General features: G+C 28.4%; 14 protein-coding genes. 11 read left to right on the forward strand and 3 right to left on the reverse strand.

Annotation, left to right across the window (positions count from 1 at the left end; genetic code table 11):
• The first annotated feature begins 59 nt into the window (after window positions 1–59).
• Together CLSA_RS07945 and CLSA_RS07950 are read left to right on the forward strand one after the other, a co-directional pair.
• The gene (locus tag CLSA_RS07945; RefSeq protein ID WP_052334791.1) at window positions 60–260 is read left to right on the forward strand and encodes a hypothetical protein; all 201 of its coding nucleotides are present in this window, start codon (window positions 60–62) and stop codon (window positions 258–260) included.
• Window positions 261–392: 132 nt separating this feature from the next.
• Entirely contained in the window at window positions 393–857 is a 465-nt protein-coding gene (locus CLSA_RS07950) for a hypothetical protein (protein WP_022745067.1), read from the forward strand.
• Window positions 858–1032: 175 nt separating this feature from the next.
• On the opposite strand, the gene CLSA_RS24250 is transcribed toward CLSA_RS07950, so the two are convergent.
• Window positions 1033–1185 carry a YvrJ family protein gene (locus tag CLSA_RS24250; protein ID WP_430733269.1) on the reverse strand — a complete coding sequence of 51 codons (153 nt, stop codon included), beginning with the start codon at window positions 1183–1185 and terminating at the stop codon, window positions 1033–1035.
• 279 nt (window positions 1186–1464) lie between these two features.
• On the opposite strand from CLSA_RS24250, the gene CLSA_RS07955 reads away from it, so the two are divergent.
• From CLSA_RS07955 to CLSA_RS07995, 9 genes are all read left to right on the forward strand, one after another.
• A complete protein-coding gene (locus tag CLSA_RS07955) occupies window positions 1465–2040 on the forward strand; it encodes a class I SAM-dependent methyltransferase (RefSeq protein ID WP_022745073.1) in 576 nt (191 codons plus the stop codon).
• Window positions 2041–2128: 88 nt separating this feature from the next.
• Entirely contained in the window at window positions 2129–2695 is a 567-nt protein-coding gene (locus tag CLSA_RS07960) for a phosphatase PAP2 family protein (RefSeq protein ID WP_022745076.1), read from the forward strand.
• A gap of 357 nt (window positions 2696–3052) precedes the next feature.
• Window positions 3053–3736, forward strand: a complete 684-nt coding sequence (locus CLSA_RS07965) for a response regulator transcription factor (RefSeq protein WP_022745079.1) — start codon at window positions 3053–3055, stop codon at window positions 3734–3736.
• The gene (locus CLSA_RS07970) at window positions 3733–4803 is read left to right on the forward strand and encodes a sensor histidine kinase (protein WP_022745082.1); all 1071 of its coding nucleotides are present in this window, start codon (window positions 3733–3735) and stop codon (window positions 4801–4803) included. The genes CLSA_RS07965 and CLSA_RS07970 overlap by 4 nt, the downstream gene beginning before the upstream one ends.
• Before the next feature lie 274 nt (window positions 4804–5077).
• Window positions 5078–5728 carry a TVP38/TMEM64 family protein gene (locus CLSA_RS07975; protein WP_022745085.1) on the forward strand — a complete coding sequence of 217 codons (651 nt, stop codon included), beginning with the start codon at window positions 5078–5080 and terminating at the stop codon, window positions 5726–5728.
• 184 nt (window positions 5729–5912) lie between these two features.
• Window positions 5913–7001, forward strand: coding sequence for a HAMP domain-containing sensor histidine kinase (locus CLSA_RS07980; protein WP_041716181.1), 1089 nt, complete (start codon window positions 5913–5915; stop codon window positions 6999–7001).
• A 435-nt stretch (window positions 7002–7436) separates the two neighbouring features.
• Complete coding sequence (locus tag CLSA_RS07985; protein ID WP_022745091.1) at window positions 7437–8021, forward strand: TetR/AcrR family transcriptional regulator; 585 nt, start codon at window positions 7437–7439, stop codon at window positions 8019–8021.
• Window positions 8022–8656: 635 nt separating this feature from the next.
• The gene (locus CLSA_RS07990) at window positions 8657–9868 is read left to right on the forward strand and encodes an efflux RND transporter periplasmic adaptor subunit (RefSeq protein ID WP_022745094.1); all 1212 of its coding nucleotides are present in this window, start codon (window positions 8657–8659) and stop codon (window positions 9866–9868) included.
• Window positions 9869–9881: 13 nt separating this feature from the next.
• Window positions 9882–12986, forward strand: coding sequence for an efflux RND transporter permease subunit (locus tag CLSA_RS07995; protein ID WP_022745097.1), 3105 nt, complete (start codon window positions 9882–9884; stop codon window positions 12984–12986).
• Between the two features lie 322 nt (window positions 12987–13308).
• Here the strand turns inward: CLSA_RS07995 and pflA are convergent, their stop codons facing one another.
• Together pflA and pflB are read right to left on the reverse strand one after the other, a co-directional pair.
• Window positions 13309–14103, reverse strand: coding sequence for a pyruvate formate-lyase-activating protein (gene pflA, locus CLSA_RS08000; RefSeq protein ID WP_022745099.1), 795 nt, complete (start codon window positions 14101–14103; stop codon window positions 13309–13311).
• Window positions 14069–16321 (reverse strand): formate C-acetyltransferase, encoded by a 2253-nt coding sequence (gene pflB, locus CLSA_RS08005; protein ID WP_041716184.1) that lies wholly within the window; start codon window positions 16319–16321, stop codon window positions 14069–14071. The genes pflA and pflB overlap by 35 nt, the downstream gene beginning before the upstream one ends.
• Window positions 16322–16413: the final 92 nt, after the last annotated feature.

Genomic DNA, 16413 nt, shown 5'->3' on the forward strand with positions numbered 1-16413 from the left:
ATGTACAATATTCTTATCAAACGTAATAGTAATTATTACGTACAAAGGGGGATTAGTATTTGAAAAAGAATGATAAACTTATTGTGCCTATTGCATTTGTAATGACATATATAATTACACATATTATATATAAAGTAACTGGATTTTATTATGGTTTTGAACAAGGTTTATTTAATTTTAAGGCATTACTTGATTTAGGCGTGTGGTGTATAGTCTATTTTATAATTTATATGATTTTAAAAAAGATATGGAATAAGTAACTTTTAATACTATGTAATATTAGCATTATTTTGAATAAATAATTGAACAACTAGAATGAGAAATACCGATTTTTAGCAACGGGAAATGTTATATTAAATATCAATTATATTAAGTAATAAGATGGTGATATTATGAAAAATATTGAAATTTGGAATAAAGTAATTGAAGAAGTTAATACATTTGATTATCCATATATAAAGTATTATACATTTAATCAATTTGATTTCATTGTACCAGATAGTGAGGAAAGAATAATAATTTTTGTTTCTCACAAACAGGATTATGTAAATTTATCATTAATGAAATTTGCAGTTGAGAGTTTATATGTTGAATATTTATTGGACAGGCCTTATATGGCACCTGAATATACGTGGCAAAAAAGAAAAAAATTATATAATCCTCAGAATATGAGAACAGAAGATTTTTATAAAACTTTTGTTAATTATAGTAGTGGGCTTAAAAAGCAACTTCCCATAAAAGTTGAAAAAGAGGAAATTATAAAAGCATATATACTTTTTGAAGAATGGAATGAAATATTTATAATTGCAGAGACAAAAGAATCATTTTATGGATTTTCGTGGGAAACAACAGCATAGATATGATTGCAATATATATGAAGATATTCTATTAGCGACTATGCCTATAATAGTTTTATATATATAGTATTTTAGTTTTAATAGTATATATAGCAATAATTGAGTAGTGAAATCAAAAATATAAATAAATTTAAAGGCGATAAACACTTAAAATAAAATGTTTATCGCCTTTTTTTTAAGCTATCTTGCGAGAATCATCATTAGAGCTATCAGTATCAATAGCTACTCCAAGTTTAGTTGATATTATGGTATTTAATTTACTAATTGATAATGATAAGTTTGCAATTTGTTTTTCTAAGGGTATTAGCAAACATGCAGCAACAGCTATAGTGAGGCCATTGTTAACTTAGAAATTAATAATGAATTAGAAGAATACAATATTAAAATTGATTCAATTATAAAAAAAGGCTATTGCTTGACAGACACATATAAAAATATATTAAATTAAAATTTATTGAGATTATTGTAATTACTTTTATACCACATTATATCTTTTATATATGGAATGAGATCAAAAAAATCTTAATAATTCTTAATACTTTTTTTAGTAAAAGCTTAATAGTTGTATCTTATACTGTTTTTATATTAACTTAGGAGGCAGGATGAAATGGAAATTAGTAATTTTATAAAACAATATATAAAAAATCCCAAAACAGTAGGTGCTATAGCACCAAGCTCAGAGAAATTAGCATATAAAATGGTTGAGGATATTAATTTTTTTAATGCTTCCTGTATTGTAGAATATGGGCCAGGGACAGGAATTTTTACAGAAAAAATATTAAATAAAAAGAAAGATGAAACTATATTTATAGCAATAGAATATAATCCGGATTTTTATAAAATCTTAAAGGACAAGTTTAAAGGTGAGACTAACTTCATACTTATAAATGATTCCGCAGAGAACTTAAAGGAATATTTAACAAAATATAATATTGACAAGGTTGACTATATAGTTTCAGGTCTTCCATTTGCAAGCTTACCTGATGCTATGAGCAAAAAAATATTATCAATTACAAAAGAAATACTAAAGGATAAGGGTGAATTTATAACCTTTCAATATACTTTATTTAAAATGAAGCTCTTTAAAATGTATTTCAATAAAATTAAAAGAAAAAAGGTGCTGTTAAACTTGCCACCAACTTATGTTTTGATGTGTAAAAATTTAAATCAAAACACAAAATAGTAGTAGGATCACTTTAGAAAATTCAATTAAACATTTGAAGAGTAATCTAGAATAGTAATATTCAGCACAAGCTCAGTGGAGGAATTAGGTGTATTTAAATGCTTTGAAAGAAATAAATAAATTTGATAATTATATTCTATGCTTCATTAAGAAGTATGTACATAATAAATATTTGGATATATTAATGCCAATAATAACATATATGGGAAATGTTGGTTCAATTTGGATTATAATAGCGTCCATTATATTATTAGGCAATACTCATAAGTTAATCGGGTATATAACAATATTTACATTAATTATAGGCACAATTTTAGGAGAAGGGATAGTAAAAAATATAGTAAGGCGAGTTAGACCCTGTAATAAGCACAATAATGTTAGTCTTTTGATTTCAAGGCCTCTATCGTATTCATTTCCTTCGGGACATGCCTTATCTTCTTTTGCCGCTTCAGAAATGTTATCTATAAGTTATCCTCAATATAGATTTATTTTTATGTTAATAGCTTTATCAAGGATGTATTTGTATGTACATTACCCAACCGATATTATTGCAGGTATTATTTTGGGCATATTATGCTCAAAATTAATATTAATGGTATTACAAGTGGGAGATATAACTAAAATTCATTTACTCAGTGAAATATATTTAAGATAGGTGAGTAGATATTTATACTTGCAGATAAAGAAAAAGAAGTTTATAAAAAGTCATTAGAAATTTCTGATAAGATGATACGTGCAAATTCGTTTCATAATAATTAATCATTTATTTTAAATACTAATATACTTCAAAAAACAGGGACTAGCATATAATTTAAACAACTGGCTTAGAAGAATATGTTTTACAAATTCACTGAAATATTTGATAATAGAAACAATAAGAATGAAAATAATAAAATTTAAATCATGGAGATATTTGAATTATCCATAAAATTTTATTATAGTAAAACTTCTGTAGAGATATATTATAAATGATAGAGTAATATTTAGTTTTGTGTAGAAAGGGAATGTATGTATGAAGACAAATATTTTAGTTGTAGATGATGATAAGAGTATTCGTAATTTAATTAAAGTTTATCTTGAAAATGAGGGATATAATATTGTGGAAGCGTCTAATGGAGCTGAAGCTTTAATTATGATTAATGAAAATAATTTTGATTTAGTTATTTTAGATGTAATGATGCCGGTTTTAGATGGTATAAGTGCTTGTATGAAAATTAGAGAAAGCTATACTATGCCTATAATATTTTTATCAGCAAAAGATGAAGAAATTCATAAGATAGAAGGTTTAACAGTAGGCGCTGACGATTATATTGCTAAACCTTTTGGTTCCATGGAGCTTATAGCTAGAGTAAAGGCTCAACTTAGAAGATATAAAAAGTTTAATGCAGAACCTCAAAATAACAGTATTGTTACTATTGAGGATTTAACTATTAATTTTGATACTCATGAAGTTACAGTAAGTGGTGATAAAATTAAGCTTACGCCAAAGGAGTTTGATATATTAGAATGTTTAGCTAAAAACAAAGGTGTGGTATTTTCAGTACAGAAATTATATGAAACTATTTGGAATGATAAATTTGCAGTATCGGACACTTCTATTGTAGTTCATATTACTAATCTTAGACAAAAAATTGAATTAGATCCTAAAAACCCTAAATATATTAAAACAGTTTGGGGAGTTGGTTATAAAATATGAAGAAGAAAATAATTAATAAGGTAGGAATAAAGTTATTAATATTAATTCCTATAGATATGATAATAAGTTTCTCGATTTTTTGGTTTATTTGTATTATGACTGCTAAAAAATTTGGCAACAATATTGAGCTTTATCAGAAATATGGAGCTTTTCTAGTTATGGGAAGTTTTGTATTGGAGTTAGTAATTTTTTTGATTGCGATTAATGGAAGGATTAAATATTTAAAGTATATTAGTAAAAGTGTCACTAATATAAAGACACAGCAATATTTAAATCATATAGAGATAAAAGGCAATGATGAGATTTCGCAGTTAGCTGAAGATATAAATACAATGTCTGAGAGACTTAAAGAAAATTATGAAAAAGAAAAAAGACAGGAAGAAACTAAAAACGAGTTGATTGTTGCTGTTTCACATGACTTAAAAACTCCATTAACATCTATAATTGGATATTTGGAACTTCTTAATAAGGATAAAGAAACTTTTTCAAAAGAGCAGCAAGAGTTTTTAAAAGTAGCCTATGAAAAAAGTGAGAATTTAAAGAAATTAATTGAGGAACTTTTTGAATATACTAAACTTTCAAATGACTATGTGAAACTAGATAAAGTTCCATTTAATATAGCTGTTTTAGTAAATCAAATAGTGGGAGAGCATGTTTTATTTTTATCTGAAAAGAATATTAAGGTTGAAATTGAATGTAATGAAAATGAATTGCTTTGTGAGATTGATATACAAAAGTTTATTAGAGTTATTGAAAATTTAGTGAAAAATGTTGAAAAGTATAGTTATAGAAACTCTACATTTAAAATTAGAATGTGGGAAGAGGATAAGAATATTAAACTTTCGTTTATTAATGAAGGTGATAATATTAGTAAAGACGATTTGCTTAAAATATTCGATGAAATGTATAGAATTGACAAATCAAGAAATGTTGAAATTGAAGGGTCTGGCCTTGGTCTTGCTATTTCAAAGAAAATCATAGAACTTCATGAGGGAAGAATTTGGGCAGAATGTAATAAGAATAAAATTAATTTTAATATTGAATTACCCAAAGTAAGCGAAGAATAATTATTAGAAAATTTCATAATATGGTATTGTACCTATAAAATAAGGAGTTCTTAGAGCTAAAGAAAGCACTGAGGACTCTTGTGATTTTTGCCAAAATACTTTTCCAAGCTTAACTAAGAAAAGATTAATTATCTAAGAAAAAATCTTAAGAATTCTTAATGTTTTTCTCGAAATTTATTTAATAAATATCATGTAGAATAAATCTTGTGGTTAGATAAGGCGTAAGTTTAAATTTCTAAACACAAAAATTACTTTGAAAATAGGAGTCTGAATAATGAATAATTTATTTAAGGTTATAGTTTTTTTATTTTGGATGGCAATAATAGCTGTATTTTTTAAATACCAATTGTATATTGATGGAGTAGGTAAAATTACTGGATTTTTGGAATCATATCCTAAGTACAGTGCATTGTTATTTTTAATAATTGCTTCATTTAGAATTTTTACTTTTGTTCCATGTACTGTTTTCATTATAGTTTCTGGAATATTATTTGATCCTGTAAAAGCATTTATTTTAGTTACTATAGCAAATTTATTGAGTGAAATTCTTTTGTTTTTATTTGTTAAAGTCACAATTGGTATGGGATATCAAGAAAATATAATTAATAAATATCCTAAAATATACTCATTAATTCAAAATAATAGTGTTAAGATTCTAGCTTTAGGGGTTTCATCTCCTGTAGTACCATCAGATGTAGTATGTTTCTTTTCTGCTTTAACTGGAATGTCTTTTAGTAAGTATGCTTTAACTATATTTATAGCTGATACACCTGTTATTCTTCTATATACTTTTTTAGGGATAAGCACAAAATATTCCGTATATGTATTTATTGCTACACTTATTATTATAATTTTAGTGAGCTATATAAATTACAGAAGATGGAATAGTAAAATCAATTTAAATAAAGATGTGGAGGGAAGATAATATGGAGTTTAATTATAGTATTCCTTTTGTGGTGTTGACAATAAGTATAAGTACTTTTTATATAGTAAAGTTTTGGTATGGTAGGAAAAAGAAATGAGTATAGAGAGGGGATTAAGAAAAAAATAGAAGAGAAACTTAAAAACACAATATATATTAAAATAGTATGAGGAGTTGGATAGAAAATATGAAAAAGTTCGTAGTATTTAGAAAATTAAGTGTTCAACTTATAGCTACTATTGCCTTGAGTTGTTTAGTCTCTATGGGAACGTTTCTTGGGGTGCTAAGTAATTTGAAGATATATTCGATGGATAATGAAGGAAATATAAGTTCACTTTTCTCTTATGCGGCTTTTTCAATAGTTTTCATAGTTCCTATAGTTATTTTTATAATTACGTTTCTACTTTTAGTAAGAAAAAAGGTAAGATATATTAAATACATTTCTGAGCAAGTAAATAAAATTACTAAAGAGGATTTAGGGGTGAATTTGAATGTTGTAGGAAATGATGAAATAGCAGAATTATGTGAAAATATTAATTGTATGTCTATGGAAATGAAGGAGAGTTTTGAACACAAAAGACGGATAGAAAATGAAAAGAGTGAACTGATTACAAGTATTTCACATGACTTAAGAGCTCCTATTACTGCCATAACAGAATATTTATATATTTTAGAAAATAAAAGATATAAAAGTAAAGAGGAGGAGCAGGAACATTTAAGTGTAGCATATAATCTGTCTATAAAATTAAAAAAACTTATAAATGAGTTATTTGAGTATACAAAACTTTCAAGTAGAAATATGGAACTAAAACTTGGAGAAGTAGATTTAGGTTTTATGCTTATTAAAATATTAGAGGAGTATACACCAAGACTTGAGGAAATGGGCGTAAGGATTAGAGTGAATATTGATGAAGAAATTCTTGTTAAAATAGATTATGAAAAAATAATAAAAGCATTTAATAATATTTTAAGTGAAATTGAAAAATATGGTGATTTGCTATCGGATTTAATTATTAAGGTAGAAAACAAAGCTAGTACAGCTCATATTGTTATATCTAATAAAGGTAAATATTTAGAAGATGATAAATTAAATGTTATGTTTGAAAGCCTTAATAGAATTGATACTTCAAAATCAATGGATTTTGAAGAGTCAGAACTTAGTTTAGGTATTTCAAAAAAAGTAATAGAACTTCATCATGGAAGTATTTGGGCTGATGGACATGGAACTATAAGAACAATATATATTAAATTGCCAATCAGTCAAAAAGATGTTTAAAAAATAGAGGTTTTATTTTGGGAGGTATTATGAAATACAAAAAATATCATAAGAATATTAGAATTTATTAAAATGAAATATCTAAAAGGTTTTGTTGTTAACTATAATTTATGGACAATTATAATTTGAATTTAAAGTGTTTTAATATAGGCTAACAATAATTTCGTAGAGTTACAATGCAAATTACATTTATGTTTATGAATTATCTTAGTACATTTCGAATTAAATATAAGGGAGTTTTTGTAATGTTTCTGCACACTTTAAGTTTTTTTTTTAACAATTTCCCTATGGAGTTCGTAAAAAAATACTGTGTGTGAAAATAATATATATATGAGCATATAGTCATATTAGTATTGACGGGTGAAAAATATAAAGATATAATAAAATTAATAAATGAAAATTCATTTATTAATTTTTTATTTGAGGTAATATAAGATGGCAAGAATTGCAGATCCTGAAAAGATGGAAAACATTAAGAGAGCAGTAATGGAATGTGTAATAGAATATGGATATGCAGGAGTATCAACGGCTTTAATCTGTGAAAAAGCAGGGGTGTCTCCAGGGTATTTGTATAGATATTATAAAAGTAAGGAAGAACTAGTACAGGAACTAGTAGACACTGAGATGCAAGCAATAATTAAAAAGTTTATATTAGATATAGAGTCATCTAATACATTATATGAAGCTGGTGGTAAAACAATAAGGAGATTATTTATGAGGGCAAATGTGGAGCCTATGGCTGCAAGGTTTGCAGCTTCAGTTGTTATGGATTTTAAAATACCAGCAGAAGAAAAAAAAGATAATTTTAAAATGGTTATAGAACTAGCAGAAAAATGCATTGAGCTAGGTAAAAAAACAGGTGAAACTAATTCCAATATAACACCACTAGAAATGTTAGTCGTTTCTTTTACGATTCCGTTTAGATATTTATTATTTTCAATAGAGCTTGATAAAAATAAAATGTTTACAGAAGATGAAATTAAAAGAGTAGCACAAATATGTATAAATGCAGTAAAATAATTTTTTGAAGTATTAATTAATAAGGGGTTGTTTATTAATAGAAATTAGAATGAGTATGTTCTAATTTTCTCAAAAACTTATAATTAATACTTCATTAGTAATTAGTTAATGTAGGATACATGGAGGACACAAAATATTATTTATAAATAGAAGAGTTTGCATGAAAAGAGTAGGATATTATTAAAAACTGGAAGTATATGAATTGGACATGACAATGTTATTGCAACGTGAAGTAGATAAATAGTTTAAATATATAAGAAACCAAAATTTTTTCAATATTAATGAATAAATATTTATTTATTAATGTAATGATAACAAGATTTTAAATATATTAAAATACATATTAATGCATGAAGTACATGTGTTATCTTCCAAGATTAAATTAAAAATAAAGGGGTGAATGTTAATGAAATAAAAGGATAATCAAGTTACTGATGCTGAGATTGAATTAAAATCATTACAAGATGAAATAGCAGCAAAAAAACTTGTTAATATCCATAATAATTTAAGAGATAGCATATTAAAAACATGGATACTAAGTGATAAATACATTTTTTAATGAACAAAAAAATGTAAGGTGAAATAAAGAAAATATATATTATTTACATATGATATGGCAGATTTAAGGAGGATATATGAATAAGAGAATATTAGTTACTTGTTTAGTATTTTTAAATTTATTTATATTAAGTGGATGCAGTAGTGAGTCTGATTCAAAAGCAGATGTAAAAACTTATCCAGTAAAAACTATAGAATTACAAGATAAAAGCTATCCTGTTTCATTAGAATATGAAGGTTTAACAGGGGGGAGTGAAGTGAAAAAACTTTCTTTTAAAAGTGCAGCTAAAGTTGCAAAAATATATGTTTCAAAGGGTCAGCATGTAAAAAAAGGAGATAATCTTGTTGATTTAGATAAATCAGATTTGAATTTTGCAATGGATGCAGCAAAAGCTCAAATGGACTCAGCTTCAGCACAATATAATAAAGCTGTAAATGGTGCTCAAACTGAGGATATAAATAAAGCTCAGATAGCAGTAAAAAATGCTCAGGATAATTATAATTATTGCAAGGATTTATATGATAAAAATGTTACTTTATATCAGGCAAAGGCAATTCCAAAACAACAGCTTGACGATGCTAAGATAAAACTAGATGACAGTGAGAGTGCTCTAAATAGTGCAAATGAAACTTTAACACAACTTCAAAATGGAACAAGAGAAGAAGATAAACAAGCAGCATTAGCAGCATTAAATACTACAAAAGCTAATTATGATTCTAAAGTTAATCTGGTTGAAGATGCTTCTCTTAAAGCACCAGAAGATGGTTATGTAGTAGATATTCTTTGTAAAGAAAATGAAATGCAAGCGGCTGGTTATCCAGTTATATTGTTTAGAAATGAAAATCAAGTTGTAACAGTAGGATTATCTGACGATGATGTCAAAAAAGTACAAATAGGAGAGAAAGCTAAAATTAAAATAGATGATGATACCGTTGATGGAGAAATTATGAATATAGTTCAATCAGCTGATACTCAAAGTGGAACATATAGTGCAGAAATTAAGATTACCAATCAAATAGATAATAATAAATTTTATATAGGTCAATCAGTAAAAGTTTATATTGACGATGGTGAAAAGAATGGAATATGGATTCCTATTAGCAGTATTTTAAATGATGGGCAAGATTACGTCTATGCAGTGGAAGATAGTCGTGCTGTAAGGAAAAACATAACAATTGGACAAACCAATGAAGATCAAGTGTGTGTAGAGGGACTAGAGGTTGGAGATAATCTTGTAAATGAAGGTATGAAAAATATAAAAGCTGGATATCAGGTTTCAGTAGAATAAAGGAGAATGAGTTATGGGATTGATTAATGCAGCTATAAAAAATAAAAAAATAGTATTATTTCTAGTGGTTATAGCTATTATAAGTGGTTTCTACTGTTATCATATTCTTCCAAAGCAGGAGAGTCCAGATGTTTCATCTCCAGCTGCCATGATTACAACAATTTATCCAGGTGGATCTCCTAGTGATATAGAAAGTTTAGTCACAAAAAAGATTGAAGAAAAAGTTGAAGAAATAGATGGTTATGATTATTGTGAATCTTATTCTGAAAATAGTGCATCTATAGTTATTCTTTACTTAAATAATGATGCAGACAAAGATAAAGCATGGCGTGATTTAAGAGATAAAATAAAAGATTTAAAATCTGAACTTCCAGATGGATGTCAGGATAGTCAGATAAATACAAAGCTTACAGAAAGCGCAGGAATGATCTTAAGTGTATCTGGAGATAGTTATTCTTATGAACAGTTAGGAAATTATGCAGATGAGATAAAGAAACAGCTAAGTAATGTCAGTGGTGTTTCTAGATTTGACATAGAAGGTAAACAAGATAAACAAGTAAAAGTAAATGTAGATTTAAGCAAAATAAATAAAAATTCTATTTCTCTTGAAGATGTTTGTAGAGTATTACAAGCGCAAAATATAGAAATTCCATCTGGAAATTTAGACTTGAGCACAGGAAAAATAAAAGTCCAGACCCCTGGTAGTTTTACATCGCTTAAAGATATAGAAAATACAATTGTGAATGTTTCAAAAGATACTGGGCAAACTATAAAGATTAAAGAGATAGCAAATGTCCAAATGGATTATGATGATGATTCTAATTATAAATATACTAATAATGGAGAAAATGCAGTACTGCTTGCAGGTTATTTTCAAGATAATAAAAATATAGTTTTAATAGGTGATGATGTAAAGAAAAAATTGGATGAGATAAAAACGCAATTGCCACAGGATTTAAAAATAGATGAAGTTTCATTCCAGCCTAAAGATGTAAATGAATCAGTTTCATTCTTTATGGACAACCTTAGAGATGGTGTGATTCTTGTAGTAATAACTGTTCTTATAGGAATGGGATTTAGAAATGCAATGGTAGTTTCAGCAGTAATTCCAATATCTATGGCTATGTCATTTATTATTATGGATGCTCTTGGAATAAAAGTGCAACAAATGTCTACAACGGCACTTATAATAGCTCTTGGAATATTGGTAGATGATGCAATTGTAATTGGAGATGTAGTGCAGGTTGGAATTGATAATGGGATGCCAGGAGATGAAGCAGCATTTCATGGTATAAAAAAATTATTTGTACCTGTATTTACTTCTACACTAATTATTGTTGGTGCTTTTTCACCGCTTTTAAAAATACCAGGAGCAGTTGGAGATTTTTTAAGAACTTTACCTCAAGTAGTAATGATATGTATAATTTGCTCATATATTTCAGCACTTTTTATTACTCCTGCCATGTCATCAATGTTTTTTACAAAGAGCAAAGCAGAGAAGGAAAGTAAAATTCGAAAAATGTTTCATAAACTCTTAACTTATGGACTTAAACATAAAATAAAAATTGTTATAGCAGCTATATGTGTGTTTATAGTATCTATGGGATTAATGAAATTATTAGGAATGGAGTTTTTCCCTCATGCAGATAAAGATATTCTTTATATAGATGTTTCTAATGAAAAAGTTGAAGATATTGATAGTACATCTAATTTAGTAAAACAAATAGAAGATGTCTTAAAATCTAAGCAGGAAGTTACAGGGGTTACTTCAGCTATAGGTGGTGGTATGCCTAAGTTTTATATGACACTTCCTGATACTCCACCATCTAAAAGTACAGCGCAGATTATGGTGAAAGTAGACATAAAAAAAACTAAGAAGTTTGATACAAGAGAAAAATTAGCTGAATATTTACAAAGTCAAATAGATAGCACGATCTCTGGAGGAACTGCAACGGTAAAACTTTTGGAACAAGCACAGCCAATAGGAGCCCCAATTCGTTTGAGACTTACAGGAGATGATTTAGATAAAATTTATGCTGCTTCAGACCAAATACAAGAAAAATTAAGAAATATACCAGGAACATTAAATATAAGAGATGATGCAGCGAAAAAGACTTATGAATATGAAGTAAATATAGATAGCACTAAAGCTATGCAGCATGGACTGTTAAAATCTGATATTTTAAAACAGATAAATATTGCCTTAAAAGGATACAGCAGTTCTGTATATAGAAAGAATGGTAATGATTATGATATATTAGTTAAAACTAATATTGCATCAGTAGAAGATTTGAAAAATCTACAGATAAAATCAAGCCTTGGAGATAATAAGGTATTGTTATCAGAAGTAGCGTCTATAGATTTAAATTCACAGTTAGATCAGATAAAGCATTATAAGAAAGATAAAACTGTAACAATATATAGTGATGTTAAAGCAGGCTGTAACTCTGTTAAAATCGAAGATGAATTGAATCAGGAAATAAGTAAAATGGATTTAAATGGAGTAAATGTGATTTATGATGGAGAAAAACATCAAATAGAAACAAACTTTACAAGCCTTGGTGTAGCAGGAGTTCTTTGTATAGTGATAATCTACGTAATTTTATTTGTTCAATTTAAATCTTTTATACAACCGTTTGTTATAATGTGTTCACTTCCACTATCATTAATGGGAGTATCAATAGGACTTTTAGTGTTTAGAATGTCTATATCATTAACTGCTGTAATGGGAATAATAAGTTTGATTGGAGTAGTTATAAGAAATGCAATTTTGCTTGTAGAATATATAATTGATGGTAGAAAAGAGGGACTTTCTATAGATGAAGCGTGCTTACATGCTGTAAGTCAAAGGTTTAGACCTATAATATTGAGTTCAACTGCAACAATTACAGGGCTTATACCACTTGCATTTTCTAAAAGTGCTTTATTTGGTCCTATGTCTGTAGCAATAATATTTGGACTTGCATCAGCAACTTTTCTTACTTTTGTAGTTGTTCCAGTAGTATATTCACTAGTTAATACTAGATTAGAAGAGAAACCAATAAACATAGATAAACTAAATATTAAATCAAAGATAGCTAAATTAAATTTTAAATCATTAGCATTTTGGAAAAAATAAGATTGAATATAGTTCTATAATTATTATTAAGTAAAGAACATAGATGTAGAATTTGAATAAGAGAATAAATGATGTAATGTATCATAAAATAATAAGTTTTAATTCATTCACTTGACTATCTCTACTTGTTACAATAAAAATCATCATTTATTACTATAGATAAAAAAATCCATAATATTTCTATGATGGATTTTATGGTGTAGATTAAAGATTTAATTTGTATAAGGCACAATCAAATAAATAACAAGTCCATTTGCCTCCTTGTTTGATGAAAAATATTCATGGCAACTTTGGACTTGTTATTTATTTTCATGTCTCTAAATTATCGTGATAAATATCCATTATATTCACTTGTATGAAGAAGCTTTCTAGCATTTTCTATTCTCTCCTTAGTAGGAGGTTCAACACCCTTTAAAGGATAATCAATACCAAGCTGTTCCCATTTGAAAGTTCCAAGAATATGATATGGAAGCACTTCGACACGATCTACATTGGTTAAAGTCTTGATAAATTCATCAAGTTTTGTAAGTTGCTCATCATTGTCACTTCCACCTGGTACAAGTACATGACGAATCCATACAGGTTTATTAATATCGGATAAGTATCTTGCCATATCAAGAATATTTGAATTACTCCATCCTGTGAGTATTTTATGATTAGCTTCATCTATCTGTTTAATGTCCAACATTACAAGATCTGTTACTTTCATAAGCTCATTAAATTTACTAAAAAAAGGTTCCTCTCTTGTAAATGGATTTCCAGATGTATCAAGCGTGACATGAACGCCTTTTGCTTTAGCTTTTGTAAAAAATTCAATTAGAAAATCAATTTGAAGAAGGGGCTCACCACCACTTACGGTGATTCCACCTCCCTTTTTCCAATAAGTTTTGTATTTAAGAGCTTGAGATAAAAGTTCATCTGCAGTTTTTGTTTCACCGCCATCCATATCCCATGTATCCGGGTTATGGCAAAATTGACATCTCATATAACAGCCTTTTAAAAAAGTAACAAAACGAAGTCCAGGTCCATCAACAGATCCAAAACTCTCTATTGAATGAATTCTTCCAATATTTTTATCTAAATTATATTCTTTCATGGCATGTTCTAGAGATAACATCAAGTTGTTGTTCTCTTGTTAAATCTATAAACTTAACTGCGTAACCTGATACACGGATAGTGAAGTTAGCATATTCTTCTTTTTCAGGATGTTCCATAGCGTCTTTTAATTTTTCAATACCGAATATATTAACATTTAAGTGATGTGGTCCTTGGTCAAAGTAACCATCTAATACTTGTACAAGTTTATCAACTTGTTCATCTTCATCCTGTCCTAATGCAGTTGGGTTAATTGTTTGTGTATTTGAAATACCATCTAACGCCCATTCATAAGGAAGTTTAGCTACAGAGTTTAATGAAGCAAGTAATCCATTCTTTTCTGCTCCATAAGATGGACTAGCTCCTGGTGCAAGTGGAGTCCAAGCTTCACGTCCATCTGGCATATTACCTGTATACTTACCATATACCACATTTGATGTAATAGTAAGGATAGATGTAGTTGGTTCAGAATTTCTGTATGTGTGTCTCTTCTTGATCTTATCAAGGAATGATTTAAGAACATATATACCAATTTCATCAGCTCTCTCATCATCATTACCGTATCTTGGGAAATCTCCTTCGATTTCGTAATCTGTAACAATACCTGCTTCATTACGAATTGTTTTAACTTTTGCATACTTAATTGCAGAAAGTGAATCAATTACATGTGAGAAACCTGCAATACCTGTTGCAAATGTACGTCTTACATCTGTATCGATAAGAGCCATTTCTGCTGCTTCATAATAGTATTTATCATGCATATATTGAATAAGATTTAATATATTTACATAAAGACCAGCTAACCAGTCACTCATTCTTTCGTATTTTTCAATTACTTCATTATAATCAAGGTATTCTGATATAATTCCCTTGTATTCAGGTCCAACTTGTTTACCTGATTTTTCATCAACACCACCATTTATTGCATAAAGCAAACATTTAGCAAGGTTCGCTCTAGCTCCAAAGAACTGCATTTCCTTACCAGTTTGAGTAGCAGATACACAACAGCATATTGAATAATCATCACCCCATTCTGGTTTCATAACATCATCATTTTCATATTGTATAGAGCTTGTCTTTACTGAAATCTTTGCTGCATACTTCTTGAAGTTTTCAGGAAGGGCAGAAGAGTAAAATACAGTAAGGTTTGGTTCAGGTGAAGGTCCCATGTTTTCTAATGTATGAAGGAAACGATAATCATTTTTTGTTACCATGTGGCGTCCATCAACACCTATACCACCTAATCCAATAGTAACCCATGAAGGATCTCCTGAGAATAATTCATTGTAAGAAGTTATTCTTGCAAATTTAACCATTCTGCATTTCATTGTTAAATGATCAATTAATTCTTGAGCTTCTTCTTCAGTAAGAACTCCATTATCAATATCTCTTTGGATATAGATATCAAGAAAAGTAGACACACGTCCTATTGACATGGCAGCACCATTTTGTGTCTTTATTGCTGCAAGGTATCCAAAGTATAACCATTGAATTGCTTCTTGAGCATTCTTTGCTGGTTTTGAAATATCACAGCCATAGCTTTCAGCCATTTTTTTCATAGTAGCAAGTGCTCTATGCTGTTCTGTAATTTCTTCTCTTAGACGGATAACTTCATCTGTCATAGTTCCATCGCCACAGTTAGCAAGGTCTTTTGCTTTTTCTTCCATAAGATAATCAATACCATAAAGTGCAACTCTTCTGTAATCACCTACGATACGTCCACGTCCATAAGTATCAGGAAGTCCTGTAATGATATGGCTGCTACGAGCTTTTCTCATTTCTGGTGTATAAGCATCGAAGACTCCTTGATTATGTGTCTTATGGTATTCAGTAAACACCTTGTGTAATTCTGAATTTGGTTTATATCCGTAATTTTCACAAGATTGTTCAGCCATTTTAATACCACCGTATGGCATGAAAGCTCTTTTAAGTGGCTTGTCTGTTTGAAGACCTACAACTTTTTCAAGACTTTTCAAAGATTCATCAATATATCCAGGACCATAAGCTGTAAGTCCAGAAACAACTTCTGTTTCCATATCAAGGACTCCACCTTTAGCTCTTTCTTCTTTTTGTAATTCTTGTAATCTGCCCCAAAGTTTATTTGTAGCATCTGTTGGATCTGCTAAGAAACCTGCATCACCATCATATAGTGTATAGTTTTTTTGAATGAAGTCTCTAACATTGATTTCTTCTCTCCATATTCTTCCTTCAAAACCAGCCCATTGTTCATTTTCTAACATGTCCATTCCTCCTTGTGCATTATACATATTTTTTACAATTTATATTATTAATTTGGTATTAGCTAAACATAATTTTTTCGTATCAATATTGC

Origin of the sequence: Clostridium saccharobutylicum DSM 13864 (assembly GCF_000473995.1) — a bacterium.
Lineage (GTDB): Bacteria > Bacillota > Clostridia > Clostridiales > Clostridiaceae > Clostridium > Clostridium saccharobutylicum.

Excerpts from the sequence above, each read along its gene's own strand:
- CLSA_RS07955 (WP_022745073.1), top strand. The coding sequence starts at position 1,465 with ATGGAAATTAGTAATTTTATAAAACAATATATAAAAAATCCCAAAACA.
- CLSA_RS07970 (WP_022745082.1), top strand. The coding sequence starts at position 3,733 with ATGAAGAAGAAAATAATTAATAAGGTAGGAATAAAGTTATTAATATTA.
- CLSA_RS07975 (WP_022745085.1), top strand. The coding sequence starts at position 5,078 with ATGAATAATTTATTTAAGGTTATAGTTTTTTTATTTTGGATGGCAATA.
- pflB (WP_041716184.1), bottom strand. The coding sequence starts at position 16,321 with ATGTTAGAAAATGAACAATGGGCTGGTTTTGAAGGAAGAATATGGAGA.
- CLSA_RS07990 (WP_022745094.1), top strand. The coding sequence starts at position 8,657 with ATGAATAAGAGAATATTAGTTACTTGTTTAGTATTTTTAAATTTATTT.
- CLSA_RS07980 (WP_041716181.1), top strand. The coding sequence starts at position 5,913 with ATGAAAAAGTTCGTAGTATTTAGAAAATTAAGTGTTCAACTTATAGCT.
- pflA (WP_022745099.1), bottom strand. The coding sequence starts at position 14,103 with ATGTTATCTCTAGAACATGCCATGAAAGAATATAATTTAGATAAAAAT.
- CLSA_RS07995 (WP_022745097.1), top strand. The coding sequence starts at position 9,882 with ATGGGATTGATTAATGCAGCTATAAAAAATAAAAAAATAGTATTATTT.
- CLSA_RS07985 (WP_022745091.1), top strand. The coding sequence starts at position 7,437 with ATGGCAAGAATTGCAGATCCTGAAAAGATGGAAAACATTAAGAGAGCA.
- CLSA_RS07950 (WP_022745067.1), top strand. The coding sequence starts at position 393 with ATGAAAAATATTGAAATTTGGAATAAAGTAATTGAAGAAGTTAATACA.
- CLSA_RS07965 (WP_022745079.1), top strand. The coding sequence starts at position 3,053 with ATGAAGACAAATATTTTAGTTGTAGATGATGATAAGAGTATTCGTAAT.